This window comes from Enterococcus faecium, assembly GCF_029023785.1.
GTDB classification, from domain to species: domain Bacteria; phylum Bacillota; class Bacilli; order Lactobacillales; family Enterococcaceae; genus Enterococcus_B; species Enterococcus_B faecium.
In genome coordinates this window covers 1,541,616-1,568,480 of the sequence record NZ_CP118955.1, presented here as the reverse complement: position 1 = coordinate 1,568,480, position 26,865 = coordinate 1,541,616, and the positions used below count along the sequence as shown (strand labels likewise).

The following is a 26,865-nucleotide window of genomic DNA, read 5'->3' as shown; positions in this document are numbered from 1 at the left end:
ATGACAGAAGCCACGTGGGAACAAAAATTTTTGCGTTATTTGATTGTCGAAAGAGGATATTCAGAAAAAACGAAAGAAGCATATGAAGAAGACATTCTCCATTTCAAACATTTTTTGGAGGAATCTGGAGACGCTGATCTGCTGAAGGCGGAATATTTTACGGTTCGTGTCTATTTGAGTGCATTAGCTGATCATCGTCCTAGCTATAGCAGAAATTCTATCAGTCGCAAGATAGCCAGCCTACGTTCGTTTTATCAGTATCTTCTCAAAGAAGAAGTGATAAAAGAAAATCCATTTTCTTACGTTCATCTCAAAAAGAAAAATTTGAGACTGCCACGTTTTTTTTATGAAAATGAAATGCAAGCACTTTTTGACAGCGTAGCAGGAGATAGTCCTTTGGATTTGAGGAACCGCGCTTTACTGGAAGTCCTTTACGGGTCAGGCATCCGTTTAAGTGAGTGTAGCAGTTTGTCGGTATCAGACATTGATTTTGATTCAGAGGTCATGTTGATCCATGGTAAAGGGAACAAAGAGAGATATGCTCCTCTAGGTTCTTTTGCTCAAGATGCTCTGCAAGAATATTTCAGGGAAGGCCGCCAGGTATTGATGACAAAATATCACGAAGAGCATGATATCGTTTTTGTGAATCATCATGGAAAACCAATCACGCCTACTGGAATTGAATATGTCTTGAATCAAATGATCAAAAAAAGCAGTTTGGATAGTGATATCCATCCTCACATGCTGCGCCATACATTTGCTACTCATTTATTAAATAATGGGGCAGATTTGCGGACAGTCCAAGAATTGCTAGGACATGCCAATTTATCGACTACCCAGATCTATGCCCATGTAACAAAAGAAAGTTTACAAAAAAACTATCGTTCTTTCCATCCAAGAGCGTAAAAATAAGGAAAAGAACAAATTTAGGAGGAAACAAACATGGTCGAATCACCATTTCATTCAACCACTATCTGTGCCGTCGAAAAAGACGGGAAATTTGCTATGGCTGGAGATGGCCAAGTAACAATGGGTGAATCTGTTGTCATGAAAGGCACTGCAAAGAAAGTACGACGTATCTACAATGGAGAAGTTGTTGTAGGTTTCGCCGGAAGTGTTGCAGATGCGTTTACTTTAGAAGAAAAATTTGAAGGCAAACTAAACGAATATAACGGGAATCTACAACGCGCAGCTGTCGAATTAGCTCAAGAATGGCGGACACAGCAATCTATGCAAAAACTTGAAGCGATGCTGATCGTAATGAATGATAAAGAAATGCTTCTTGTTTCAGGTACAGGAGAAGTTATCACACCAGATGATGGTATCTTAGCTATCGGATCAGGAGGGAATTTTGCGTTGGCTGCAGCCCGAGCAATGAAAAACTATGCTCAAAACGACATGAGTGCGAAAGAAATTGCAGAAAATGCGTTAAATATTGCCGCAGATATCTGTATCTTTACTAATCATAATATTATCGTAGAAGAACTGTAAGAGGTGAGTAGATATGTATGAATTAAAACAAACACCAAGACAAATCGTAAGTGAATTAGATGAATATATCGTAGGACAGCACGCAGCAAAAAAATCTGTTGCCGTTGCTTTGCGTAACCGCTATCGCCGTTTGCAGTTAGATGAAAAAATGCAACAAGATATTACACCAAAAAATATGCTGATGATCGGACCTACAGGGGTCGGTAAAACAGAAATCGCACGACGTTTGGCAAAAATCGTCAATGCACCATTTGTCAAAGTCGAAGCAACAAAATTTACTGAAGTCGGTTATGTCGGAAGAGATGTAGAATCAATGGTTCGGGATTTAGTAGAAAATGCGATCCAAATCGTAGAAAAAGAGCAGTACAGCCGTGTATACACAAGTGCTAAAAAAAATGCAGAAAAACGTTTGGTAAAAATCTTGGTACCTGGTATCAAAAAAGAACAGAAACAATCCACTAATCAATTTGAACAAATGATGAATCTTTTTAATGCTAGCCAGCAAAATACCGCTGAACCGCAAGAAGAAGTGACAGAAGATATTCGAATCAATCGCCGTACAGTCTTGGAACAACTACAAAAGGGTTTACTGGATAGTCGTGAAGTAACCATTGAAGTTGAAGACCAAAAGAAACCTGCACCAATGATGAACAATGGATTGGAGCAAATGGGGATCGACCTAAATGAAACTCTAGGTGCTTTGACACCGAAGAAAAAAGTGGAACGGACGGTAACAGTCAAAGAAGCTTTAGAGTTATTGATCAAGGAAGAATCAGCAAAATTAGTCAAGGATGCTGATATCCATAGTGAGGCAATCAAATTAGCGGAAGAAAGTGGAATTATTTTTATCGATGAAATCGATAAGATCACTTCTAAATCACAGCAATCTGGAGAAGTATCCAGAGAAGGCGTCCAAAGAGACATATTGCCAATTGTCGAAGGTTCACAAGTAAACACAAAATACGGGATCATCCAAACAGATCACGTCCTATTCATTGCTTCAGGAGCTTTCCATTTGTCTAAACCAAGTGATCTAATTCCAGAACTTCAAGGACGCTTCCCGATACGGGTAGAATTAGATGATTTGACAGCTGAAGATTTTGTGAAGATTCTGACCGAACCAAATAATGCTTTAGTAAAACAATACGTCGCGTTGATCGGTACAGAAAATGTGTCAGTTACGTTTACAAAAGAAGCAATTGAACGGATCGCTCAAATCGCTTTCGATGTCAACCGTGACACAGATAATATCGGCGCACGCAGACTGCATACCATTTTGGAAAAACTACTAGAAGATCTATTATTTGAAGCACCAGATATGCAAATGGGAGAAATAACGATCACAGAAGCATATGTGGATGACAAACTTGGCTCAATTGCGGCAAATGAAGATTTAAGTCGCTATATTTTATAAAAAATCGGAGGACGACAATGACAGACTTGCTAACGAAAACCCGCAAGATAAACACACTTTTGCAGCAAAAGAATACTTTTGACATGCAAGCAGATTTGCCTTACGATAAAATGGCTGTCACACTAGGTGGTATTCTTGACAGCAACACCTATATCATAGGAAGTGACGGAGTATTACTAGGTTATAATGAACGTCACGATGTGAACAATGAACGAATCAAAACAATGTTTGTTGAGAAACAATTTCCTGAATCTTATACTGATACAGTGGCACAGTTGATGAAAACTGAAGCTAATATCCCAATTACTAGTGATATTACTGCATTTCCGGTAGAGTCAAGAGAGAAATATCCATTTGGTCTGACGACTGTCGTTCCGATCTTTGGAGCTGGCGAACGTTTGGGTACGATTATCTTATCTCGTATGGAACAATCGTTTGCAGATGACGATCTAGTCTTAGCAGAATATGGAGCTACGGTTGTCGGTATGCAGATCCTTTATCAGAAGTCTCGAAGCATCGAAGCAGATGTACGGAGTGCAACGGCTGTCCAAATGGCAATCAACACATTATCTTATAGCGAATTGAAGGCTGTACAAGCTATCTTTGAAGCATTGGATGGAGATGAAGGTCGTCTGACTGCTTCTAATATTGCCGATAGTATCGGCATCACTCGTTCTGTGATCGTCAATGCTTTACGAAAATTGGAATCAGCTGGAATCATTGAATCTCGTTCGTTAGGCATGAAGGGAACTTATTTAAAAGTATTGAATTCCCGTTTTAAAGACGAGTTAGCAAAACACAGTTATTAGAAGTAAGGGGACTGGGGCAGATAGAAATGTTTGTTCCAGCCTTCCCATTTTAAAAAGTAAGTCGAAGTTGGAGGAATGGCAATGACTGTTATTATTCAAAATGACCAGCTGATCGCCGAAATCGCTGAACACGGTGCGGAATTGATCAGTCTGAAATCAAAAGAACATGGTTTAGAGTATATCTGGCAAGGTGATCCAGCGTATTGGGGCAGACATGCACCGGTTTTATTCCCTTTTGTTGGACGTTTAAAAGATGATCAGTATGTTTATCAAGGGAAAACATATCAAATGGGGCAACACGGATTTGCTCGGGATATGGATTTTGAAGTCATTGAACATGGACAAGAAATGGCTAGTTTCATCTTAAGGAGTACGCCGGAGACATTAGAAAAGTATCCATTTGATTTTGAATTAGTGATCAGCTATGAATTAGGAGGAGACGGCATCACGGTTCATTATCAAGTGGCAAATACCGGTGAAAAAGAAATGTTCTTTTCTATCGGTGGACATCCTGCTTTCAATGTACCTCTTGAAGAAGGATTGTCATTTGAAGATTTCTATCTGGCATTTTCTCCATTGAAATCAAGATTACGCCTACCATTGAAAGGCCCATTCATCGATATGGATCAAAAGACGTTAGGTCAGACAAATACGAATCTGGCTTTGAATCGTGAACTTTTTGAGCAAGATGCCTTGGTTTTTGAAACAAGGGGTCTAAATGCGTACGCCATTCGAAGTGAAAAATCTTCCCATAGCGTAACTTTAAGCTATAAAGATATGCCTTATGTAGGGATCTGGTCTCCTTATCCAAAAGAAGCGCCTTTCGTTTGTATCGAACCGTGGTGCGGAATCGCTGACACGGTGAACAGTAGTGGAAACTTGATGGAAAAAGTAGGGATCAATCAACTAGGTGCCCATGAAATCTTCAAGACAAAATATTCCATCACAGTGAAGTAAGAGGTTGTGACCGAGAAGTTAGCAGGGAACACCGTTTACCAAGGTGTGTAAAAAAGCTATCCTGTAAGTAATAAGGGAGTGTGACATCGATTTGTCACACTCCCGTTTTATCTCTTTGGAATGAAAAAGTATCAGGATTTTTTCTTGCTGCTATTCAAACCAAACGGGATTCGACTTTCAGTATGGTTTCTGATACGCTTGATATTGTCTTTATGCCGATAAAAGATAAAGGAAGAAACTAAAAAGGCAATGATCGTCAGTAACCAATTGGGCTTAGCCAAAATCACAGGAGCTACATAAGGAAGGACGATCGTAGATAAAGTGATCAATACTGCACTGATCATACTGCTCAAACTCACCATACTTGTACAAAATAAACTAACGATAAAGATGATACAAGAATAAACAAAAAATACAGGATTAAATCCTAAAAGCATTCCTGCACTTGTCGCAACAGCTTTTCCTCCTTTGAACCCAGCAAAAATCGGAAATGTATGGCCAAGAATGGCGCATACCCCAAACCAAAGAGGGTTAATCCCAGAAAGGTGGAAGATCATCGGCAAACAAGTAGCCAATGTACCTTTTAAAATATCCATAAGCAGGACAACAATCCCGGCTGTTTTGCCTAATACACGAAATGTATTGGTCGTTCCAGTATTACCGCTCCCGTGTTGTCGGATATCTTTTTTGAAAAACAATTTGCCAATCCAGACACCGGAAGGAATAGAACCTAAAAGATATGCTAAAATAAGTAATAAGATCAATTTCATTTTTTACCCTCTTTCAAGTTGAAAACTATCCTTTATTTTAGCATGAATAGGTAACAGGAACAATTGAAAAAATGAAAGATACAAGTATAATAGATGGAATAAAAAGAAAAGCAAGGGGTGGCAGAAATGTCTGTAAAAAATCCAACACAAGAAACGATTTTCAACTATTTGGAAGAAGCAAAAAATATTGCCGTCGTAGGCTTGAGCAATAAACCAGAACGAACAAGTTACATGGTTGCACAGGTATTGCAAGACAATGGATATAAAATCATACCAGTAAATCCATTATTGGCTGGTGAAGAAATTCTAGGCGAGAAAGTCTATGCGAATTTGACAGAAATCGATGATCCAATCGATATCGTAGATGTATTTAGACGGAGTGAATTTTTACCTGAAATAGCAGATGATTTTTTGAAAACTGATGCTAAAGTGTTCTGGGCACAATTAGGGATTGAAAACAAAGAAGCAGCTGAGATGCTAAGAAAAGCAGGACGTACAGATATCGTAATGGATCGTTGTATTAAGATTGAACTTGGTAAGTTGAAAGAAAACCAAAAATAAAAATGACCACAAAGAAGAGATGATCGATAGAGGGGAATGTCGAAAAAGCGGTTAGGAGATAATTAAAATTGATTTCTCGTCTACCCTCTTTTTTTTCACGACCTTTTCTAGTATGATAATCGTGGTGCGGTTTTGCCGCAAAGTATTATTGAAGGAGCGTTTGCCTTGGCAAAAAAAGTAAACAACGAATACAATGACTCGTCCATCCAAGTATTGGAAGGATTAGAGGCAGTTAGAAAAAGACCAGGGATGTACATTGGATCCACTGACAGCCGAGGCTTGCATCATTTAGTCTATGAAATCGTCGATAATGCAGTTGACGAAGCATTATCAGGTTATGGCAGTGAGATTGATGTGACCATCCATGAAGACAATAGTATAACTGTTGCAGATAGCGGACGTGGGATGCCTGTAGGAATGCATGCTTCCGGAATACCAACAGTTGAAGTGATTTTTACTGTGCTGCATGCTGGCGGAAAGTTTGGTCAAGGAGGGTACAAAACTTCTGGTGGACTGCACGGTGTAGGAGCCAGTGTGGTAAATGCCTTATCGAAATGGCTAACTGTAACGATCGTTAGAGATGGCGTAGAGTATCAGCAGAAATTTAAAAACGGCGGTAAACCTGACGGTACGTTGAAAAAGATAGGAAAAACAAAAAAAGCAAACGGGACGACTGTCCATTTTTTACCAGATGATACAATATTCAGTACAACGAAATTTTCATATGAAATTTTAGCCGAACGGTTAAGAGAATCTGCCTTTCTTCTAAAAGGCGTTAAAATCTCTCTTTCTGATCTTCGTGGAGAAGAACCAGTCAAGGAAATTTTTCATTACGAAGAAGGAATCAAAGAATTTGTTGATTATCTGAATGAAGAAAAAGATACATTGACACCAGTTGTTTATTTTTCAGGAGAAAAAGAAGGTATCGAAGTAGAGGTCGCTTATCAATACAATGACGGTTATTCAGAAAATGTTTTATCTTTTGTCAATAACGTTCGGACAAAAGATGGGGGAACCCATGAAGCTGGTATGAAAGCGGCGATGACGAAATCTTATAATGAATATGCGAGAAAAGTTGGTTTGCTGAAAGAACGGGACAAGAATCTGGAAGGTAGTGATTTCAGAGAAGGGTTAGCTGCTGTACTTTCTATCCGTGTACCTGAAAATCTTCTGCAATTTGAAGGGCAAACAAAAGAAAAACTTGGTACGCCAGTTGCTCGTACCGTAGTAGATAACGTCATCAGTGAACAAATGGGCTTTTATTTGCAGGAAAATAGCGAAATGAGCCAGATGTTGGTCCGTAAAGCAATCAAAGCCAGAGAAGCGAGAGAAGCAGCACGTAAAGCCAGAGAAGAAAGCCGAAATGGGAAGAAGCGTAAAAAAGGCGAATCTCTTCTTTCAGGAAAATTGACACCCGCACAATCCCGAAACCCTAAGAAAAATGAATTGTATTTAGTCGAAGGGGATTCTGCTGGCGGATCTGCTAAACAAGGAAGAGACAGAAAGTTCCAAGCAATTCTACCTTTACGAGGAAAAGTCATCAATACCGAAAAAGCTAAAATGCAAGATATCTTGAAAAATGAAGAAATCAATACGATGATCTATACGATTGGTGCAGGAGTCGGTCCTGAGTTTTCTATCGAAGACTGTAATTACGACAAAGTAATCATCATGACCGATGCGGATACAGACGGCGCCCATATTCAAGTATTACTGCTTACTTTCTTTTATCGTTATATGAAACCGCTGATTGAAGCTGGGAAAGTATATATCGCGTTACCGCCTTTATATAAAGTATCCAAAGGACAAGGAAAGAAGCAAGTCATTGAATATGCGTGGACAGATGACGAATTGGCAGCAATGATTAAAAAAGTCGGCAAAGGATATATGCTGCAGCGATATAAAGGACTTGGAGAGATGAATGCGGAACAATTGTGGGAAACAACGATGGATCCGACTTCCCGTACGTTGATCCGCGTCCGTATCGATGATGCTGCGCAAGCTGAACGTCGAGTAACCACACTGATGGGTGACAAAGTAGAACCTCGAAGAAAATGGATCGAAAATCACGTGCAATTTACGCTCGAAGAAGATGGCAGTATCTTAGATAAAAAAGAGGATACTGAAATCTCTCCTTCAGTTTCTAATGATTTATTAGATGAAGAACGAGCAGATAAAAATGAAAACAATCAGTTATTTGAAGTAGAATAGGAGGTCACCTGATGGAAAATCGACAAGAAGTACAAGAATTAACTTTAGAAGAAGTGATGGGTGACCGCTTCGGACGTTATTCCAAATATATTATCCAAGAACGTGCACTGCCTGATATCCGTGATGGATTGAAGCCAGTGCAACGCCGGATATTATTTGCCATGAACAAAGATGGCAATACGTATGACAAAGGATTCCGTAAATCAGCAAAATCTGTCGGAAATATCATGGGGAATTATCATCCTCATGGTGACAGCAGTATTTATGAAGCGATGGTCCGCATGAGCCAAGACTGGAAGTTGCGGGAAGTACTGATCGAAATGCACGGGAATAACGGGAGTATGGACGGTGATCCACCTGCTGCGATGCGTTATACTGAAGCCAGATTATCCAAGTTAAGTGGAGAGATGCTAGCAGATATCGAAAAAGAAACAGTCGATCTCGTGTGGAATTTTGATGATACAGAAAAAGAACCAACAGTCCTTCCAGCTCGATACCCAAACCTTCTCGTCAATGGATCGACAGGTATATCTGCTGGATATGCAACAGAAATCCCGACTCATAACTTAGCTGAAGTGATCGATGGCACAATCTATATGATCGATCATCCACAAGCGAGCCTTGAAAAATTGATGGAATATATTCCTGGACCTGACTTTCCAACAGGAGGGATCTTGCAAGGAAAAGATGAAATCAAAAAAGCTTATGAAACAGGGCGAGGAAAAGTTATTCTTCGTTCGAAAACAAAGATAGAGGCAATGAAGGGTAATAAACAGCAAATCGTGATCACAGAAATCCCATATGAAGTAAATAAAGCGACCTTGGTGAAAAAAATGGATGAGATCCGTTTGAATAAGAAAATCGATGGAATAGCTGAAGTACGAGATGAAAGTGATAGAACAGGTCTGCAAATTGTCGTCGAATTGAAAAAAGACGCCAATGCTCAAGGAATTTTGAATTATTTGTTCAAAAACACTGAGCTACAGATCAATTACAATTTCAATATGGTCGCTATCGACCATATGACTCCGCATCAAGTTGGACTGAAAGACATTTTAAGAAGTTATATCGAGCATCGAAAGCAAGTCATAACAAAACGTAGTCAATTCGATTTAGCCAAAGCTCAAAAAAGACAGCATATCGTAGAAGGATTGATGAAAGCTTTATCGATTCTGGATGAAGTAATCGCAACGATTCGTGAAAGTAAAGACAAAAAAGACGCCAAAAAGAATTTAGTCGACGTCTTTCAATTTACAGAAGAACAAGCAGAAGCAATTGTCACATTGCAATTATACCGTTTGACGAACACGGATATCACAGAGCTTCAAAAGGAATCCGAAAGCTTGATTGCGCAAATCACAGAGTTGAATAAAATCCTTTCAAATGACAAAGAGCTTTTCTCTGTTATGAAAAAAGAATTGCGAGAAGTGAAAAAAAATTATTCTTCCGCTCGTCTAACGACAATCGAAGACGAAATCGAAGAAATCAAAATTGATACGCAAGTCTTAGTGGCACAAGAAGACGTAATTGTCAGTGTGACGCGAGAAGGCTATGTGAAGCGAACAAGCCTTCGTTCTTATAGTGCTTCCAAACCAGAAGAAATCGGGATGCGAGAAGGCGACTACTTGCTATACTCAGGTGAATTGAGTACATTGGACCATGTTCTTCTGATCACAAATAAAGCAAATGTGATCTACCGCCCTGTCCATGAACTACCCGATTTGAAATGGAAAGATGCTGGTGAGCACATTTCTCAAACAATCTCCAATCTGTCTGTAGACGAATCGATTTTAGCTGTTTTCCCATATCAAAAAATTCAAGCAGAGAAAACATTTGTATTCATCAGCAAGAATGGATTGATCAAGCAAACACGAATGACAGAGTTCGAACCATGGCGCACCTATAAGAGCCGTCCGCTCAGCTGTATGAAGCTAAAGGCGGAAGAAGATGAACTGATTGCTGTGTATCTGAAAGAAGATCAGCCAGGCTTAGATGTTTTCTTAGTAACGCATCAAGGAATGGGTTTGCGCTATCCTTTAACAGATGTTCCCGTTGTTGGAGCAAAGGCAGCTGGAGTGAAGTCTATGAATTTGAAAGATGGAGATAGGATTATCAACGGGCTGCTTGTGTTAGCAGAAGGTGATACGCCGATCGTAATCGTTACTCAGCGAGGAGCTGTTAAACGCATGCTTGCTCAAGAAATCAGCCAAACTTCACGTGCGAAGCGGGGAGTGACGGTCATGCGTGAGCTGAAAAAAAATCCGCACCGTATTATCTATATGTCGGAAGGAAGATCAAAAGAAATAACCTTGATGAATCAAAAAGGGCAGCAGTTAACGATTGACCCAACTGATTTCCCTATAGGTGATCGAACATCGAATGGATCATTTGCGATGGATGAGAAAAAAGGTGGAGAAGTCATCGAAGTTATCGATGCTCCTGAGATTTTCATCGAGTCGTAACTGTTGTAGTATTTTAATGAAGAGACGCCATCTGTATTAATACAGGTGGCGTCTCTTTTTCATTCATTTTTAATAAATCCTTATACGTTTGCAAAAAAAGATGAAAGTGTTCACAATGCTTAAATGTTGGTATGTCAACGTTGATTTAAATATATGTAAATAAAACATAAAAATTGTTAAATAAAAAACAAGAAAACCCTTGCAAAGATAGGGTGCTGTGTTATACTAATCACGTAAAAACTGTTACATAAAACAGAAATTTAGGAGGTCCATACAATGGAGCAATGGAATGGATTTAAAGGTACCAAATGGAAAGAAGGCGTAGACACTAGAGACTTTATTCAAAATAACTACACTGAATATCGCGGTGATGACAGCTTTTTGGAAGGCCCAACAGAAGCAACAGAAAAATTATGGGATGAATTGCAAAAGTTAAATGATATCCAATTCGAGCGTAACGGTGTCTATGATATGGACACAGAAATCGTATCAACTATTACTTCACACGATGCAGGCTATTTGGATAAAGATTTGGAAAAAATCGTCGGTCTACAGACAGACAAACCTTTGAAACAAGCATTCATGCCGTTCGGCGGAATCAATATGGCTAACAATGCGCTAAAAAGCAATGGCTATACACCAAACGATGAATTGACACATATTTTCACTGACTGGCGCAAAACACATAATCAAGGTGTATTTGACGCTTATACTGCTGAAATGCGTGCTGCTCGTAAAAACAAAATCATTACAGGGCTTCCAGACGCTTACGGTCGCGGACGTATCATCGGTGACTATCGTCGTGTGGCATTGTATGGAATCGACTATTTGATGGAACAAAAGAAAAAAGATCATGATATGACTGGTTATCATACAATGAGTGAAGAAGTGATTCGTTTACGTGAAGAAATCACTGAACAATATCGTGCATTAGCGCAAATGAAAGAAATGGCTGCGAAATATGGCTATGATATTTCTAAACCAGCTGCAAATGCAAAAGAAGCTGTCCAATGGCTATACTTCGGATATTTAGCAGCAATCAAATCACAAAATGGTGCTGCGATGTCAATCGGACGTATCTCAGCATTCCTTGATATCTATATCCAACGTGATTTGGATAATGGAGTAATCACAGAAAAAGAAGCACAAGAATTGATCGACCACTTAGTAATGAAATTACGTATGGTCAAATTCGCGCGTACACCTGAATATAACCAATTATTCTCAGGATTCCCTATCTGGGCTACTTTATCCATTGCAGGTATGGGATTAGATGGTCGTTCATTAGTTACAAAGAATGATTTCCGTCTGCTTCATACATTAACAAATATGGGACCTTCACCAGAACCAAACTTGACTGTTTTGTATTCTGAACACCTTCCAGAAGGATTCAGAACATATGCTAGCAGAATCGCTATCGAAAGTTCTTCGATTCAATTCGAAAATGATAATCAGCTTCGTGAACAATGGGGTTCTGATGATTGTGCGATTGCTTGCTGTGTATCAGGAACAGTTGTCGGAAAAGACATGCAATTCTTTGGCGCTCGTGCTAACTTGGCTAAAACACTATTATATGCCATCAATGGCGGAGTCGATGAAGTGACTGGCGCCCAAGTTGGACCAGAATATCGTCCAATCACATCAGAAATACTAGACTTTGAAGAAGTGAAACATAACTTCATGAATATGATGGATTGGTTAGCAGAACTATATGTCAATACGTTGAACATCATTCATTATATGCATGATAAATATTCTTATGAAGCAGCTCAGCTGGCTTTGATGGATTCTGACTTGCAACGCACATTTGCTACAGGTATTGCTGGGATCTCTCATGCGGCAGACAGCTTGTCAGCGATCAAATATGCAAAAGTAAAAGCAATCCGTAATGAAAAAGGAATAGCAGTTGATTTTGAAGTGGATGGCGACTTCCCTAAATACGGAAATGATGATGACCGTGCAGATGAATTAGTTTCATGGATCTTGGAATACTTCATGGGACAAATCAAACGTCATAAAACTTACCGCAACTCAAAACCAACAACTTCATTATTGACGATTACTTCAAATGTTGTTTACGGTAAAAATACAGGAAATACTCCTGATGGCCGTGAAGCTGGAAAACCACTTGCGCCAGGAGCAAATCCAAGTTACAATGCGGAACAAAGTGGGTTATTAGCTAGCCTGAACTCAACAGCTAAAATGAATTACGGCTGTGCATTGGATGGAATTTCAAATACCCAAACAATCAATCCTTCAGGTCTTGGAAAAGAACAAGATACAAGAATCGAAAACTTGCGTAATGTCTTAGATGGATACTTCTCAAAAGGAGCTTATCATTTGAATGTCAATGTATTCAGTAATGATTTATTGCGTGATGCAATGGAAAATCCAATGAAATATCCGAACTTGACGATCCGGGTATCTGGTTATGCAGTTAAATTCCGTGACTTGACAAGAGAACAACAATTAGATGTCTTGATGAGAACTTCACACGACAGAATGTAAAAAGTTCGTGAAAAAAGTTTTTCGACTTAGCGTCGAAAGGACGTTGAATAGCCATCGCATCAAAATCGAATAATCAGTATGCTTATTTGAAAGAAACGATTTACAGGGGCAGGACTTGTATGTTCCGTCCCTGTAAATTTTACACATAACGAAGCGGCAATTGCGAAAAATTTTGTTCAGAAAGCTTCGCTTCGACAGCTAACTTGTACTTAAAATGAAATCAAAGAAAAGATGTGAACTTAAATGGAAGAAAAAACAATCGGCTATGTTCATTCTATCGAAACTTTCGGTTCAGTAGACGGACCTGGACTGCGCTTTGTCGTGTTTATGCAAGGATGCCGCATGCGTTGCCAATTTTGTCACAATCCAGATACTTGGAATATTGGCGGAGGGAAAGAATACACAGCAGATGAACTTTTAGATAAAGCAGAACGCTTCAGACCTTACTGGGGAGATAAAGGTGGTATTACTGTTAGTGGTGGAGAACCTCTATTGCAGATCGATTTTTTGATCGAACTATTTAAAAAAGCAAAAGAGCGGAAGATGCATACTACATTGGATACATGCGGAAAACCTTTTACGTATGAAGAACCTTTCTTTTCACGTTTTCAAGAATTGATGAAGTATACAGATTTACTGTTATTTGACATCAAACACATCGATAATGAAGAGCATAAAAAACTAACGCATTGGGACAATGAAAATATTTTAGAAATGGCTCAATATTTGTCAAAAATCAACAAACCGGTTTGGATTCGCCATGTACTAGTTCCTGAGCGAAGTGATTATGATGAATATTTGATCCGACTAGACAACTTTATTCAAACCTTGTCAAATGTAGACAGAGTAGAGATTCTTCCTTATCATACGATGGGAAAATACAAGTGGGAAACACTTGGTTTGAAATATCCATTAGAAGGGATCGAACCACCTACAAAAGAACGTGTCGAAAATGCTAAACGATTGCTTCATACAGAAGAGTATACAAAATATTTAACGCGATAGGTCGCATCGGAAAGAAGATAAGTATTGCTTCTTTCCGTTTTTTTGCTATTATTAAATAGGAGAAATCACAAAGGAGCGAATGACATGTCAAAAATTTTAGTTTTTGGTCACCAAAATCCAGATACAGATGCAATCGGGGCAGCCATTGCGTTTTCACACTTGCAAAATGAATTAGGTAAAGAAACAGAAGCAGTTGCTCTAGGTACACCTAATGAAGAAACACAATACGCATTAGACCACTTTCAGCTATCTGCACCACGAGTAGTAGAGTCAGCTAAAGCAGAAAATGCAGATGTCATGCTTGTGGATCATAATGAATTCCAACAAAGTATTTCAGATATCAGCGAAGTAAATATTTTAGCTGTAGTAGACCACCATCGTATTGCAAACTTTGAAACAGCTAATCCATTGTACTATCGTGCAGAACCAGTTGGATGTACAAGTACGATTATTTTAAAACTATATAAAGAAAACCAAGTAACAATTCCTAAAGAAATCGCAGGAATCATGCTCTCAGCTATCATTTCAGATACATTGTTGTTCAAATCACCAACATGTACGCCTGAAGATGAAGCAGCTGCAAAAGAACTTGCAGCAATCGCTGAAGTCGATCTAAACACTTATGGACTTGAAATGTTGAAAGCAGGAACAAATCTAAGTGATAAATCAGCTGCGGTTCTTCTTGATTTGGATGCAAAAAGTTTCCCAATGGGCAGTTCCAACGTTCGTATCGCTCAAGTCAATACAGTGGACCTTAATGAAGTGATGGATCGACAAGCAGAGCTAGAAGCAGCAATGGAAGATGAAATGAAAGCAAATGGCTACGATCTGTTCGTATTAGTTGTCACAAACATCTTAGACAGTGATTCAGAATTACTTGTTGCTGGTAAAGGAAAAGAAAAAGTAGAAGAAGCTTTCCAAACAACTTTGACCAACAACCGTGCTTTGCTTAAAGGTGTCGTTTCACGTAAAAAACAAGTCGTACCTCAATTGACGGCTGTATTTAGCTAATCAAATGGTAGTATGAAGCATTCAAAATGAATGGATAAGCGATTGATATAAAAAGAAACATAGAACATACTAAAGGCCGAAGAAATGGAGGAGAATAACAGTCAATTATGACTCTTGTTCTTCCTCCTTTTTACGTAAAAGCCTTTTAAGTAAAATAAAACGGATAGAAAAGAGAACATATATGAACTATTATTCAAAAAATAAGGAAAACTTTTATCAAAAACTGACCGATGATCCGCTTTTTTCTTCATTGACCGATTATCTATATGAACATCGAGAACAAGAAACGATTCTAAGAGAATTGAAAAAAGAATTTTCGCAAAATAAATTTTCCCATTTTCTTGATTTATTGATCGATGCAGGATTAATCAAGAGGGAAGAACGAAGATATCATTTGAACTTTCCAATATTTGATCCTAAAGATTACTTGCAACAAGCCACTTCGGCTGCTGAAACCATAGCTGAACAATTGAAGAGACTCTCTGTTGATGAACAAAAATTAGCGATGGGAGAAGTTATTTGGGCGTATTGTTTCGAAGATGAACGGAAAGAAGCGTATTTTTATGGAGTAAGAAACAGCCGAGAGACAGAATTGCTGAGGACAACTGCAGGAAATGAGAAGTACCGTTTTATCACACTTTCCTCTATAGAACACTTCCCGCTTACTTTGGCTAATTACTTTTTTGTACAGAAGAATCAGCTTCCTGTAACGAAGGCATTCAAAGAATTAGCCGAACTTATTGGAGACGTAAATGAATCGTACTTTTTTGATCAAATAGAAGTTATCGTTGACAGGATACGTAAGAATAAATATAAAAATCGCCGGCCTAGTATTTTCCATCAGTCTCTACTTGTGACGAATACTATAAAGGAAGAAGAATCATTCACATTAGAATTACCTATTGTCGAAAAAAACAATTTTGAGATTGAATTACCAACATTGGATCCTTCATTGACAATGGAGGAAATGGCCTTTCTTAAACGACAAATCTTTTCTGAGCTGAGCAAGAAATTTATACCGCATGCATTTTCTTATATCAAAGAATATGGAACAGTTTTAGTGAGTAAAACCTAAGAGAGCAGTAAGCAAAAATTATACTGACTCTTGCAGGAGGAGCCTTTCTCTTCCTTTATGGTTAAAAGAATTATTTGAGTATTTTGCCTATCTACCACCTATTAGATTCACTACATGGTCTGGAAACAAAGGAATGCAAAAAAATGGTGAGAAATGTGGAATGACAAAGGAAGTAGTGATAAGAAAAGTTAGATTTTTAAATAATCAATATTATGATTCAGTCAAGTATGGCATTTTATGGGAAGAACTAGCTGATTAGATTAGGAAGTCCATTTGATAATCCAGAATCACTAAGAAACGAATGGCGAGTCATTAATAATTTATCCAATCTTGGGTTATTCTTTTAGATTGAAGTGTTTAAAACTAAAAAAGCATTTATGAAGTCGTAATAGTCAGGCTTCAAAATGCTTTTTATTTTGTTTGTTTTTTCTTTGCCACATAAATACACCTAGACTGACGATGAAGAGCATATCCAACAGATTTCCTGCGACTTGGATCGTCGAAGGGTTGGTCAGTGGCATTAAAGCAAGGACAAAAAAGGAAAACAAGCTGTAAATAAAACAGGTGACAGGAACTAATCGAAAGAAGAGCGGACATTTCAATTGGCTAAAAATGAGTGAAAAAATAAAATAAGTAAAAATGGATAAAATCACGACTAAACCATTCATGATAAAGAAGAAAAGCGTATTGTGATTAAACGAATAAAAAAGAATTGCTAAAAAAGAAAACGTTTTAAATGCAATCAATACGCTTGAAGCTTCGTTTAACGTACCAGGATGTCGATGAAAAAAATAGGCACCGAAATAAACAGAAAACAGTAAGCCGCAAAGAGAAGAAAAAATCAAAAAAAACGGATTTTCTTCGGCTTCTGTGATATCAGAATGATCCAAAAGCAACCAGCCTAATGCACTAGAAGGCGCATGTGAGGTCTTAAGGTATGAATAACATAGAAAAAATAAGATCGTCAAAGTTGCAAAAAAAGAGCCTAAATGTAAAAAATTAGTGGTTCTACGTTGAATTTCCATAATATCTCCAAATTAAATTGATAAGTATATAAAGTATAATAACAAATTGATGAGTATATGTCGATGTTTTTTAATCAAAATAATAAATAAAAACTGTCTAACATTTAAAATTTAATTTAGATATTAGACAGTTTTTAAGTTTGTGAGTTATTTTCCTTGTCGTTTTCTCACTTTTTTAGTCCAGAAACCACCTGAAATATATTTTGGCTCATAAGAAATGATAAAAGCACGCTCTTCGATTTCTTTGATCAGGCGATACAGTTCACGTTCGCTTTTTCTAGGAGAAAGTATTTCGAGAACTAGCCGCTCACCTTCCAGCCCCATTGCAGAAGTCTGTGTCACACCATAACCGTGTTCTCTCAGTATACCCGGCAAACTTTTATCTTCTGCGCTATTTGCTGGCAAAATCGTTGTGACCATGATGTATCCTAATGCCAATTTGTCTTCAATCAAAATTCCGACACTGATACCTACTGCGTAACCTAACGCATAGACAAATAAATTCAGTGGATTATCTAAACGATCTAAAACAAGGGATAAGCCGACGATATAAATCGTGATCTCGACCATACTGACAAGTGGAGCAATCAGTCGATAGCCTTTCATTGTCAACATGAAACGTAACGTGTTCAGAGTGATATAAGCAAAATTAATGAGGAAGATCATCCCCAACATTTTTGGATCAATCATTTGTAAAACTCCTTTCATTTATATAACAACAATATCAAAAAAAATCGTAAGTGAAGAAAAATTGAAACTTTATACATACAAAAAAATGATAAAATGATTATAATAGAATTATAAAGATAGGTTAGGTGATTAAAATGAAAACGGTCAATCGTGTGTTTTGTGCCAGCCACGTGCTAAGTCTCCTTCTCAGTATATACTTAGGTGTCTATTCGATTCAACAGCCAATTGAGGTAGAGAACATTGTTTTTCAGATGTCGCTGACAGATGGTTTAATTTTAAGCGTTTTTTTCTTTTTGATACTGTTTATTGGTAATATTTTCGGTAGCGTTGCCAGTTTTTTGAATTTTTCTATTTATCCACTCCTTTCGCTAGCATTAGGAGTGGTGGGACTTTGTTCTCTGTGCTTATTTCCCGAGCCATTCAGTCCTGCATTTATATTATTTGGTACACTGAACCTGTTCCAGACAACTGTTGGAGCATGGTTGCTATGGCGATCAGGAAATTTAATGAAAATAGGTGAGTAACAATTGAATCCAATTATATTGAAACGTTCTGTCCATCATATTCCAGTGTTAGAAGTTGTTCTGAAAGAATTAAGAGAGGAACGTATTCCCGTTGTCATCTATTATCACGGATGGCAGACAAGTAAGGAGTTAGTTTTGACGCAAGGAAGAAAAATTGCGCAGCAGGGCATTCGTGTGATCCTGCCAGATGCGATGAATCATGGGGAGCGCAAACAGCCGGTTTCTTCTATTCCATCCTATACATTTTGGGATAGTATCTACGGAAATCTGTTTGAATTTGACACACTTATCAAGCATTTAGAAAAAAGAGGTCTTCTACATGATCAGCTTGCAGTTGGCGGGGTTTCGATGGGGGGAATGACAACATGCGCCTTGTTGGCTAAACATCCTCATATAGTAGCGGGCGTGTGTTTGATGGGTTCCCCTGCACCTTTGGAATATGGAAAAGAAATCGTAAGGCGCGCATCGGAATATAATTATGTCGTACCAAAAGACTATTTTGATTTGATTTCATGGGTTAAGAGCTATGATTTGTCATTGCAGCCGGAAAAGTTAGCTGGACGTCCTCTGTTCTTTTGGCATGGACAAGCTGACGAAAAAATCCCTTATATACAAACGGAACGATTTGTAGAAAAAAATCGGCATAAGTCTTACGGAAAAGAAATTGTTTTTCGTTCCTCAAAAACACAGCGACATATGGTACAAATACCACTAATGGAAGAAGCTTCCACTTTTTTAGCAAAAAATTTGATAAAAAAGTATAAATAATTGAAACGGAAAATCACTCATGACGATAGAGGATTTTCCGTTTTTTATTTTGGGCTATAATAAACTCTGTTAGGAAAATTTGGTATAATTGATAGTAAGAATGACAACATGTTAGAAAGGAAGAGAGCATGCCCACTTTAGCAGATGTTGCAAAACGTGCCAATGTTTCAAAAATGACGGTCTCTCGAGTCATCAATCATCCGGAACAGGTGACTGACGAATTGAAAGAGTTAGTTTTCTCAGCAATGGCTGAACTGGATTACCGTCCAAATATTGCTGCAAAAGCACTTGTCACGAATCGGTCGCAGATCATCAAATTATTTATACTGGAAGAAATCGACACAACTGAGCCCTATTACATGAATTTGCTGATGGGAATCGCTAAACGGATCGGTAAAGCGCATTATTCTCTCCAATTAGTTACAAATGATGCCTTCGACGTCGGTTCTTGTGATGGATACATCATCACAGGTGTCAGAAAAAAAGACTTCGATTGGATCGACCGTTTGGAAAAACCAGTTGTCTTGTTTGGGGAAAATTCTGAAGGATATGATTATGTAGACAGCGATAATGAATATGGTACAGCAAAAGCAACGCAATATGCCTTAGAAAGAGATTATCAAACGATTATTTATATCGGTATCGAAGTGGACGAGCCTTTTGAAATTTCAAGGGAAACTGGTTATTTATCTGTGATGAAGGAAGTTGATCTTCCTAGTAAAATCTTGCGGTTTCCAAATCATTCGACAGAAGTAGAAAGATATATGACAGAAAACTGGGCAGATTTTACAGATAAAACTTGTTTTGTATGTAGTTCAGATCGGCTAGCACTAGGAGCAGTAAGAGGGATTATAAATGCTGGAGGACACTTGCCCGAAGAATTTGGTGTGATTGGATTTGATGGGGTATTTTTAGACCAAATCAGTTCACCTAAATTGACAACGATCAAGCAAGATATTATACGTATGGGTGAAGTATGTGGAGAAATGTTGTTAAAAAAAATAGAAGAAAAAGGGGCGAGTCAAGGTTATCGTCGTTTTTTTCCTGAACTAGTTATCAGAGAGACAACGAATTAAGTCTTATTACTATATATATATTTATGAAATTCATCGCTATTTTCTTAAAATAATCAGCGCATTGCTACTGAAAACAATGAATCTGTGCTATTATTGAGAAAAGTTCCATTTTTGAGAAGGATGGTTTGAATGAAAGAAATCAGACGAAAACATTTCCGTTTTCCTGCGTACGATGATGAGTTAGGCGTAAAATTAACCAACGACAAGAAGCGAGTATTATTTGACGGACAAGAAGATCTTTTGACTGAACAGAATCAGTCCCCGTTTGAACAGATGAAAGAATTTCATTTCACGAACACGAACACCGAGAAAATCCGTCGCAAGCGTCGTGCAACAAATGGATTGAAGTCAGCTCCGCGTAAGGAAAATTTGGAAAAGCATAAAGGAAAATTACCGGATTATACCGGCCATTACCAATCAGAAATCACATCGACAGGACGAAAAAAACTTTTTGGTGATTCCTCTCGTTCTGTCAGACAAAGTGAAACAAGGACAGAGTCCAAGCATACTACACGAAACGCATCTGTTGACACGAAGGTGCGGGAGCGTTCTTATTTTGTTCCTAAATATGTACCCGCATCGATTATCCCAGACCCTAGAGAAAGCAAAATTTCTGAGGATCATTTAATCGAATCGATGAAAAAAACGGATGACTCTTATCTGTTGTTCGATACAGAACCGACGCCGTATCAAGAAAAAAGAAATGGTGAGCCGTCTGTACGAACATTCAATCGAACAAAAACGTTAGAGGAAACAAAGCAGTCAGAAGAAAAAAAATCGAAAAAAAGCCATGGTATCTTAGAACGCTCATTACAAGGATTGATCGATGATCAAGGAAACTCTTTGGGAGAAAATAGCTATTTTAAATAAGTGATATACAAATTTATATTCGGCTACAGTTGGAAAGGAAACGCTGCGGCGTTTCCTTATTTTATACTCTATCCGAAAGTTTATATCGTATCCTCAAATTTTTTTGAGTTTAAGCGAATTTTTTCTCCCAATAAGTAAGAAAATAATGGCAAAATAAAAAAACAAACTATTTTCGCAGATCGTTTGCAAAAATAGTTTATTTTTTTATAAAGAAGATTTTACTGAATAATATCATTTTAGTTTACATAATGATATTTCTGTAAATTAAATAAAGTAGTGAAAAATAAGAATCAGTGCTCTAACTGTTCAAGAGGATCAAGTGGTTCAAATGTTTCTGTAGTCTGTTTTGCTTCCAATTGGGGCAAAACAGATCCAATTTCCAGATACTTCACTTTATTCAATGTATAAGATAGAATAGAACAGCTAAGTAATGTATACAGAAAATGTGTGAGATCCAAATAAAGCAAGGAGACAACTAAAATACCAAAAGTAATCAAGAAAAGACTTTTGCCAATCTTAATATGAAAATATTTTTCAATGGCTTGATAAATGATATCTGTTCCGCCTGTGCTTCCGCCGAATCGAAAGACGAGACCGCAACCAATGCCAGAAAGAATACCTGTCATCAAACTATTGATCAGTAGACTATCTACAGCAAAATGTATATGAAGGCTCTCCCATAAATGTAAAAAGAAAACTAGCGCAAATGTTCCGACGATCGTCCGGAGAAAAGCGTGTTTTCCAAAAAGAAACAATGAGATAAGCAATAAAGGTAAATTAAAAAGCAGTGAAGTGACAGAAGGAGCGAATCCAAAAAGATTATGCAAAAGCAAAGCAATACCAGTAACCCCACCATCTGCCAGCTTAGATGGAATATTGATTCCTGTCACAGCTAATCCGTAGATTCCTGCGCCTAAAATGATTCCGCACAATTCTGTAAATAAATTTAATTTTTTCATTTCTAGCCTCTTTTCTTTTGAAAATTTTCAGCAACTTCTTTATTATACTGACTTATACTCTTACTTCAAGAGGAAAATGAAAAAAAATTATTTTTGGCTGTTTCTTTTTATTTATCAAATAAGGAGTGGAAAAATGCGAGCAGCAGACTTATTGACAATTCTTACAAAATCACCCAAAAAAACAGAGTATCAAGGAGTTTTTTTGGCTCAAGAACAAAAACTGGTGCCTGTGACAATGGTCCAGATAAATAAAGCAAATCAATTTATCTTTTTATTTGAACACGGCAAAGCACCACTTGCTATGAAAGACATCTTTCTTTTTTTGATGAAGAACCGTGAGAAAGCTGTTTATTATCAGTCAAAAGAAGAACTCATTCCGCTTTATGGAGTGAAAGAGATAGAAAATAAAGTGGTGATATAAGTAAAAATAAGAAAACAAGACGTTTATGATGTCAAAACAACCGTTTTTTACATTTTTGGCAAAAAAGTGTCATGATACAGTATAATATTCGTTGAACAGGCCAATAAAGGTGTTCTCCCCCACGAGATTTCTACTTTATTGGCTGTTTCTTTTTATTAAAATAAAAGTTGTGTGTGTAAAAAAGATATAGCTGATTCCAAGTGACAATTTCGTATAGATTTTTATGGTATTCGTAGTGAAAAAACGAGAACCAAAAAGTTGATCCGACTTTGTTGCTTGGATTCTTTTTTTGTCAGCATGTTTAGAGGTATTTTTTTCTTTTTTTTGTTCGTGCTGTAAGGTTAAGGCAAGACAAGTTAGTTGGGAAAAAGGAAAGAAATGTTTATACTTAAAGAATAACAGAAAGGAAGGTCGCATGAATAATTTTATACAAACATTAAGTGAAAGAAAAGGCGAGTTGCTGGAAGCTGCATTTCAACATCTGTCCATTTCTCTCATTTCTTTGCTGATTGCAGCACTGATTGCTATTCCTTTAGCGATTTGGGCAGCCAATCATAAAAAAATGGCAGAAGTCTTATTGCAGATCACGGGTGTGCTCCAAACGATTCCTTCACTTGCCTTATTAGGTTTACTTATCCCATTTGTAGGGATCGGAACTGTTCCAGCATTGATTGCACTTGTTATTTACGCTTTGCTTCCGATTTTCCAAAACACGTATATTGGTCTAGCTGAAATTGACCCGTCTATTGAAGAAGCAGCGGTAGCATTTGGTATGTCCAGAATGAGACGCTTGCTGAAAGTAGAGCTTCCCATCGCATTACCTGTCATTATCTCAGGTATCCGAACTGCCTTAGTTTTAATCATCGGTACGGCTACTTTGGCAGCATTGATCGGAGCAGGTGGATTAGGGACATTTATTTTGTTAGGTATTGACCGAAATACACCTGTTTTGACATTGATTGGTGCGATCAGTTCTGCCTTGCTTGCAATTATATTCAGCGGACTGATTCGCTGGTTGCAGCATAAGAAACCTCGATATTCCATCATTACTTTAGCAGCAGTGGTGTGTTTATTTGGCGGCGTTTCTTTATATCAGTCTGCCTTGTTTAAAAATGAAACCATCACGATTGCTGGAAAATTAGGAGCGGAACCTGAAATCCTGATCCAAATGTATAAAGAATTGATTGAAGACAACACAAAAACAGAAGTTGAATTAAAACCGAATTTTGGCAAGACGAGTTTTTTGTTCAATGCACTGGATCAAGGTCAAATCGATATCTATCCTGAGTTCACAGGTACTGTCCTAGAAAGCTTGGTGAAGGTACCTGAAGCAATGAAAAGTGCTGATTTGACAAAAGAAAAAACATATGACGAAGCAGAAGAATTATTGAATAAGCAATTCGATATGACATTATTAAAACCAATGGCTTACCAAAATACGTATGCCTTGGCAGTCAAGAGATCTTTTGCGAACGAACATCAACTTAAAAAGATTTCCGATTTGGCAGCTATCTCTGATCAGATCAAAGCGGGATTCACACTGGAATTTATTGATCGTTCAGATGGATATAAAGGAATCCAAGAAGCATATGGCTTGAATTTTTCAAGTGTACAAAGCATGGAGCCAAGTTTGCGTTACCAAGCAATCAATAATGGAGATGTCAATATTGTGGATGCCTATTCCACAGATAGCCAGCTCAAGGAGTACGATCTAGTGACTCTAGAAGATGATCGAGGGTTATTCCCAGCTTATCAAGGCGCACCGCTGATGAAAAAAGATTTTGCTAAAGAACATCCTGAAATCGTTAAAGCACTGAATAAATTAAGCGGAAAAATAACAGAGGATCAAATGATTGATATGAATTACCAAGTCAATGTCGAAAAGAAAAAGCCGACAGAAGTAGCACGAATCTTCCTGAAAAATGAAGGATTAGTAAAGGAGGAAGATCAGTGACTAAATTAATCGAGTTCAAACATGTGCAAAAAAAGTATGATGGAAAGTATGTCATCGATGACCTAAATCTGGCAATCAAAAAAGGAGAAATCTTTGTTTTGGTTGGTCCTTCCGGTAGTGGAAAAACAACTACTTTGAAAATGATCAATGGATTATCTAAACCATCAGCAGGAGACATCTACTTCAAAGGAAAATCGTTAAATGAATATAATCTGCAGAAAATGCGGTGGAATATGGGATATGTGCTGCAGCAAATCGCTTTGTTCCCGACCATGACAGTCAAGCAAAATATTGAAGTCATCCCTGAAATGTTAGGTTGGGAAAAGCAGAAAAGAGCAGACCGTGTAGATGAACTTCTTCAAAAAGTTGGCTTATCTCCTGATATTTATCGAGATCGTATGCCTAGAGAGTTGTCTGGAGGAGAACAGCAACGGATCGGGATCATCCGAGCTATTGCTGCAAGCCCAGATGTGATTTTGATGGACGAGCCATTTAGCGCATTAGATCCGATTTCAAGAAACTCATTACAAGAATTGGTTTTGTCCTTACACGAAGAATTGGGCACGACCATCGTTTTCGTTACGCACAATATGGAAGAAGCAATCAAGCTAGGTGATCGTATTGCATTTATGAAGGATGGAGAAATTATCCAATGTGACACACCAGAGCAGTTATTGATGAATCCTAAAAACGACTACGTTCGGCATTTCTTTGATGAACCGAAACAGACGAAAGAGTGGCGAGTAGAAGATTTAGTCGTCAATGGATATTTCTTAAATGAAATACCAGAAAATGCTCGTCAACAAGTTTGCTTTGATACGCCTATGAAAGAAGTATATTCGCTTCTTTCGGTGTATCCAAGCATTGTGATAGTAGAAAAGCAAAGAAGTATTGGGTCGCTGACAAGTAAAGAAATCTTTGCTTTTTTAAGTCGAGAGGAGGAAGGAAATGAAAACATATGATGCAATCATCATCGGTTCAGGTGTGAGCGGCTTAAGTGCTGCTTATGGATTGAAAGAAGCAGGTAAAACAGTACTAGTGGTCGAAGAAGATCTATGGGGCGGGACTTGTCCTAACCGTGGATGTGATCCTAAAAAAGTCTTGTTAAGTGCAGTAGAGGCACGTAATCGGGTAAAACAATTGAGTGGAAAAGGTTTTAACGAGATCCCAACTGCCAACTGGGAAGAACTTCAAAAATTCAAACGAACATTTACGGATCCAGTCCCAGAAAGCCGAAAAAAACAATTAGCAGAAGCTGAAATCGATCATCTTTCAGGAACCGCTCGTTTTTTGGATGATTCATCTATTGAAGTCAACGAAGAAGTCTTCCATGCGGATTACTTTGTTTTGGCAACCGGGCAAAGACCTACGATCTTACCAGTGGAGGGAAAGGAATACTTGAAAACTAGTGCAGACTTTTTATCATTGCCTGTACTGCCTAAAGAAATCATTTTTATCGGTGGTGGTTATATTGCTTTTGAGCTAGCTACGATTGCCAATGCTGCAGGGAGCAAAGTAACCATTGTCCATCATAATCAACGGCCATTAAAAGAATTTGAGGCGTCTTTGGTAGAGGAAGCCGTCCATCAAATGGAAGCATCTGGCATTCAGTTTGCTTTTGGTGTTGAAACCCAAAAGATCATTTCAGAAGGTACTCGCTATCGTTTAGTCGGAAAAGAGACGGAATTAGTAGCAGATATGATTTTTTGTGCGACTGGGAGACAGCCGAATACAGAATCTTTAGCACTTGAGCAAGCGAATATCGTCTTTGATAAACACGGAATTGCAGTCAATGATTATCTGCAAACGAGCAATCCAAAAATTTTTGCGTGTGGAGATATTGTTTCAAGGAAAACCCCAAAATTGACACCAGTCGCCACTTTTGAAGGAAATTATGTAGCTAAGCGGATAACGGATGCAACAAGCGAACCTATCAAATATCCGATTATACCTACGATCGTCTACGCCAGTCCTAAACTTGCTGAAGTAGGAGTTACAAAAAGTCACGCCTCTTCGTCAGATCAAGTGGTAGAGATGGATCTTACCAGTTGGTTCACCTATCATCGTGTCAATGAACCAGTTGCTAAGGCTGAATTGACCTTTGACCAGCAAAATTATTTGATTGGTGCTGCAGTGATTAGCGAGCAAGCAGACGAATTGATCGATGATTTGACACTAGTCATCAATCAAAAATTGACTAAAAAAGAGTTGGATAGCTATATCATGGGGTATCCGACATTGGCAAGTGATCTCTCCTATTTATTGAAATAATCAGCATGATAACTAAAGCGCTTGTTGCTTTTT

At 38.0% G+C, this 26,865-nt stretch carries 25 protein-coding genes; 21 read left to right on the top strand and 4 right to left on the bottom strand.

Annotated elements, in window-relative coordinates; translation table 11 throughout:
- The 5 genes from xerC to PYW34_RS07590 all read left to right on the top strand — a co-directional run bounded on the left by xerC (position 1) and on the right by PYW34_RS07590 (position 4,671).
- Positions 1-906, top strand: coding sequence for a tyrosine recombinase XerC (gene xerC / locus PYW34_RS07610; RefSeq protein ID WP_002288415.1), 906 nt, complete (start codon positions 1-3; stop codon positions 904-906).
- A 36-nt stretch (positions 907-942) separates the two neighbouring features.
- The gene (hslV, locus tag PYW34_RS07605; RefSeq protein ID WP_002288419.1) at positions 943-1,491 is read left to right on the top strand and encodes an HslVU peptidase proteolytic subunit; all 549 of its coding nucleotides are present in this window, start codon (positions 943-945) and stop codon (positions 1,489-1,491) included.
- Positions 1,492-1,504: 13 nt separating this feature from the next.
- Positions 1,505-2,905 carry an ATP-dependent protease ATPase subunit HslU gene (hslU, locus tag PYW34_RS07600; protein WP_002288421.1) on the top strand — a complete coding sequence of 467 codons (1,401 nt, stop codon included), beginning with the start codon at positions 1,505-1,507 and terminating at the stop codon, positions 2,903-2,905.
- Positions 2,906-2,922: 17 nt separating this feature from the next.
- A complete protein-coding gene (gene codY, locus PYW34_RS07595; RefSeq protein ID WP_002290223.1) occupies positions 2,923-3,714 on the top strand; it encodes a GTP-sensing pleiotropic transcriptional regulator CodY in 792 nt (263 codons plus the stop codon).
- 81 nt (positions 3,715-3,795) lie between these two features.
- Positions 3,796-4,671, top strand: a complete 876-nt coding sequence (locus tag PYW34_RS07590; protein WP_002296994.1) for an aldose 1-epimerase family protein — start codon at positions 3,796-3,798, stop codon at positions 4,669-4,671.
- Between the two features lie 131 nt (positions 4,672-4,802).
- Here the strand turns inward: PYW34_RS07590 and plsY are convergent, their stop codons facing one another.
- Complete coding sequence (gene plsY, locus PYW34_RS07585; protein WP_002296995.1) at positions 4,803-5,441, bottom strand: glycerol-3-phosphate 1-O-acyltransferase PlsY; 639 nt, start codon at positions 5,439-5,441, stop codon at positions 4,803-4,805.
- 126 nt (positions 5,442-5,567) lie between these two features.
- On the opposite strand from plsY, the gene PYW34_RS07580 reads away from it, so the two are divergent.
- The 8 genes from PYW34_RS07580 to PYW34_RS07545 all read left to right on the top strand — a co-directional run bounded on the left by PYW34_RS07580 (position 5,568) and on the right by PYW34_RS07545 (position 16,533).
- On the top strand, positions 5,568-6,002 hold the full coding sequence (locus tag PYW34_RS07580; RefSeq protein ID WP_002330223.1) for a CoA-binding protein: 435 nt from the start codon (positions 5,568-5,570) through the stop codon (positions 6,000-6,002).
- A gap of 165 nt (positions 6,003-6,167) precedes the next feature.
- Positions 6,168-8,213, top strand: coding sequence for a DNA topoisomerase IV subunit B (gene parE / locus PYW34_RS07575; RefSeq protein ID WP_002306915.1), 2,046 nt, complete (start codon positions 6,168-6,170; stop codon positions 8,211-8,213).
- Positions 8,214-8,224: 11 nt separating this feature from the next.
- Complete coding sequence (gene parC / locus PYW34_RS07570) at positions 8,225-10,675, top strand: DNA topoisomerase IV subunit A (RefSeq protein ID WP_002296998.1); 2,451 nt, start codon at positions 8,225-8,227, stop codon at positions 10,673-10,675.
- A gap of 276 nt (positions 10,676-10,951) precedes the next feature.
- Positions 10,952-13,183, top strand: coding sequence for a formate C-acetyltransferase (pflB, locus tag PYW34_RS07565; RefSeq protein ID WP_002289265.1), 2,232 nt, complete (start codon positions 10,952-10,954; stop codon positions 13,181-13,183).
- Positions 13,184-13,426: 243 nt separating this feature from the next.
- A complete protein-coding gene (pflA, locus tag PYW34_RS07560; RefSeq protein ID WP_002289264.1) occupies positions 13,427-14,188 on the top strand; it encodes a pyruvate formate-lyase-activating protein in 762 nt (253 codons plus the stop codon).
- A gap of 84 nt (positions 14,189-14,272) precedes the next feature.
- The gene (locus PYW34_RS07555; RefSeq protein ID WP_002289263.1) at positions 14,273-15,199 is read left to right on the top strand and encodes a manganese-dependent inorganic pyrophosphatase; all 927 of its coding nucleotides are present in this window, start codon (positions 14,273-14,275) and stop codon (positions 15,197-15,199) included.
- 181 nt (positions 15,200-15,380) lie between these two features.
- Entirely contained in the window at positions 15,381-16,274 is an 894-nt protein-coding gene (locus tag PYW34_RS07550) for a DUF1803 domain-containing protein (protein WP_002289262.1), read from the top strand.
- Positions 16,275-16,407: 133 nt separating this feature from the next.
- Positions 16,408-16,533, top strand: a complete 126-nt coding sequence (locus PYW34_RS07545) for a GNAT family protein (RefSeq protein WP_002296999.1) — start codon at positions 16,408-16,410, stop codon at positions 16,531-16,533.
- Positions 16,534-16,666: 133 nt separating this feature from the next.
- Here the strand turns inward: PYW34_RS07545 and PYW34_RS07540 are convergent, their stop codons facing one another.
- Positions 16,667-17,299 carry a hypothetical protein gene (locus PYW34_RS07540; protein WP_002333254.1) on the bottom strand — a complete coding sequence of 211 codons (633 nt, stop codon included), beginning with the start codon at positions 17,297-17,299 and terminating at the stop codon, positions 16,667-16,669.
- A gap of 147 nt (positions 17,300-17,446) precedes the next feature.
- On the bottom strand, positions 17,447-17,989 hold the full coding sequence (locus PYW34_RS07535) for a DUF2179 domain-containing protein (protein ID WP_002289260.1): 543 nt from the start codon (positions 17,987-17,989) through the stop codon (positions 17,447-17,449).
- 134 nt (positions 17,990-18,123) lie between these two features.
- Here PYW34_RS07535 and PYW34_RS07530 point away from each other — a divergent pair, with 134 nt between their 5' ends.
- The 4 genes from PYW34_RS07530 (at position 18,124) to PYW34_RS07515 (ending at position 21,227) form a co-directional block, all read left to right on the top strand.
- The gene (locus tag PYW34_RS07530; RefSeq protein ID WP_002297001.1) at positions 18,124-18,513 is read left to right on the top strand and encodes a hypothetical protein; all 390 of its coding nucleotides are present in this window, start codon (positions 18,124-18,126) and stop codon (positions 18,511-18,513) included.
- A 3-nt stretch (positions 18,514-18,516) separates the two neighbouring features.
- Complete coding sequence (locus PYW34_RS07525; protein WP_002289259.1) at positions 18,517-19,281, top strand: alpha/beta fold hydrolase; 765 nt, start codon at positions 18,517-18,519, stop codon at positions 19,279-19,281.
- Positions 19,282-19,409: 128 nt separating this feature from the next.
- Complete coding sequence (locus tag PYW34_RS07520; protein ID WP_002289258.1) at positions 19,410-20,357, top strand: LacI family DNA-binding transcriptional regulator; 948 nt, start codon at positions 19,410-19,412, stop codon at positions 20,355-20,357.
- A gap of 129 nt (positions 20,358-20,486) precedes the next feature.
- Positions 20,487-21,227: a hypothetical protein gene (locus PYW34_RS07515; RefSeq protein WP_002289257.1), complete on the top strand. Its 741-nt coding sequence runs from the start codon at positions 20,487-20,489 to the stop codon at positions 21,225-21,227.
- A gap of 290 nt (positions 21,228-21,517) precedes the next feature.
- On the opposite strand, the gene PYW34_RS07510 is transcribed toward PYW34_RS07515, so the two are convergent.
- Positions 21,518-22,186 carry a YitT family protein gene (locus PYW34_RS07510; protein ID WP_002297002.1) on the bottom strand — a complete coding sequence of 223 codons (669 nt, stop codon included), beginning with the start codon at positions 22,184-22,186 and terminating at the stop codon, positions 21,518-21,520.
- Positions 22,187-22,319: 133 nt separating this feature from the next.
- On the opposite strand from PYW34_RS07510, the gene PYW34_RS07505 reads away from it, so the two are divergent.
- The 4 genes from PYW34_RS07505 (at position 22,320) to PYW34_RS07490 (ending at position 26,832) form a co-directional block, all read left to right on the top strand.
- Entirely contained in the window at positions 22,320-22,607 is a 288-nt protein-coding gene (locus tag PYW34_RS07505) for a hypothetical protein (RefSeq protein WP_002289767.1), read from the top strand.
- Between the two features lie 415 nt (positions 22,608-23,022).
- On the top strand, positions 23,023-24,561 hold the full coding sequence (locus PYW34_RS07500) for an ABC transporter permease/substrate-binding protein (RefSeq protein WP_002289765.1): 1,539 nt from the start codon (positions 23,023-23,025) through the stop codon (positions 24,559-24,561).
- On the top strand, positions 24,558-25,523 hold the full coding sequence (locus tag PYW34_RS07495) for an ABC transporter ATP-binding protein (RefSeq protein WP_002289763.1): 966 nt from the start codon (positions 24,558-24,560) through the stop codon (positions 25,521-25,523). Before PYW34_RS07500 ends, PYW34_RS07495 begins: the two co-directional genes overlap by 4 nt.
- Complete coding sequence (locus PYW34_RS07490; RefSeq protein WP_002330220.1) at positions 25,510-26,832, top strand: dihydrolipoyl dehydrogenase family protein; 1,323 nt, start codon at positions 25,510-25,512, stop codon at positions 26,830-26,832. The genes PYW34_RS07495 and PYW34_RS07490 overlap by 14 nt, the downstream gene beginning before the upstream one ends.
- Positions 26,833-26,865: the final 33 nt, after the last annotated feature.

Excerpts from the sequence above, each read along its gene's own strand:
- PYW34_RS07550 (WP_002289262.1), top strand. The coding sequence starts at position 15,381 with ATGAACTATTATTCAAAAAATAAGGAAAACTTTTATCAAAAACTGACC.
- PYW34_RS07555 (WP_002289263.1), top strand. The coding sequence starts at position 14,273 with ATGTCAAAAATTTTAGTTTTTGGTCACCAAAATCCAGATACAGATGCA.
- xerC (WP_002288415.1), top strand. The coding sequence starts at position 1 with ATGACAGAAGCCACGTGGGAACAAAAATTTTTGCGTTATTTGATTGTC.
- PYW34_RS07530 (WP_002297001.1), top strand. The coding sequence starts at position 18,124 with ATGAAAACGGTCAATCGTGTGTTTTGTGCCAGCCACGTGCTAAGTCTC.
- codY (WP_002290223.1), top strand. The coding sequence starts at position 2,923 with ATGACAGACTTGCTAACGAAAACCCGCAAGATAAACACACTTTTGCAG.
- PYW34_RS07580 (WP_002330223.1), top strand. The coding sequence starts at position 5,568 with ATGTCTGTAAAAAATCCAACACAAGAAACGATTTTCAACTATTTGGAA.
- hslV (WP_002288419.1), top strand. The coding sequence starts at position 943 with ATGGTCGAATCACCATTTCATTCAACCACTATCTGTGCCGTCGAAAAA.
- PYW34_RS07520 (WP_002289258.1), top strand. The coding sequence starts at position 19,410 with ATGCCCACTTTAGCAGATGTTGCAAAACGTGCCAATGTTTCAAAAATG.
- pflA (WP_002289264.1), top strand. The coding sequence starts at position 13,427 with ATGGAAGAAAAAACAATCGGCTATGTTCATTCTATCGAAACTTTCGGT.
- PYW34_RS07510 (WP_002297002.1), bottom strand. The coding sequence starts at position 22,186 with ATGAAAAAATTAAATTTATTTACAGAATTGTGCGGAATCATTTTAGGC.
- PYW34_RS07535 (WP_002289260.1), bottom strand. The coding sequence starts at position 17,989 with ATGATTGATCCAAAAATGTTGGGGATGATCTTCCTCATTAATTTTGCT.
- plsY (WP_002296995.1), bottom strand. The coding sequence starts at position 5,441 with ATGAAATTGATCTTATTACTTATTTTAGCATATCTTTTAGGTTCTATT.
- PYW34_RS07590 (WP_002296994.1), top strand. The coding sequence starts at position 3,796 with ATGACTGTTATTATTCAAAATGACCAGCTGATCGCCGAAATCGCTGAA.
- PYW34_RS07490 (WP_002330220.1), top strand. The coding sequence starts at position 25,510 with ATGAAAACATATGATGCAATCATCATCGGTTCAGGTGTGAGCGGCTTA.
- hslU (WP_002288421.1), top strand. The coding sequence starts at position 1,505 with ATGTATGAATTAAAACAAACACCAAGACAAATCGTAAGTGAATTAGAT.
- PYW34_RS07540 (WP_002333254.1), bottom strand. The coding sequence starts at position 17,299 with ATGGAAATTCAACGTAGAACCACTAATTTTTTACATTTAGGCTCTTTT.
- pflB (WP_002289265.1), top strand. The coding sequence starts at position 10,952 with ATGGAGCAATGGAATGGATTTAAAGGTACCAAATGGAAAGAAGGCGTA.
- PYW34_RS07505 (WP_002289767.1), top strand. The coding sequence starts at position 22,320 with ATGCGAGCAGCAGACTTATTGACAATTCTTACAAAATCACCCAAAAAA.
- PYW34_RS07515 (WP_002289257.1), top strand. The coding sequence starts at position 20,487 with ATGAAAGAAATCAGACGAAAACATTTCCGTTTTCCTGCGTACGATGAT.
- PYW34_RS07500 (WP_002289765.1), top strand. The coding sequence starts at position 23,023 with ATGAATAATTTTATACAAACATTAAGTGAAAGAAAAGGCGAGTTGCTG.
- parC (WP_002296998.1), top strand. The coding sequence starts at position 8,225 with ATGGAAAATCGACAAGAAGTACAAGAATTAACTTTAGAAGAAGTGATG.
- PYW34_RS07545 (WP_002296999.1), top strand. The coding sequence starts at position 16,408 with ATGCAAAAAAATGGTGAGAAATGTGGAATGACAAAGGAAGTAGTGATA.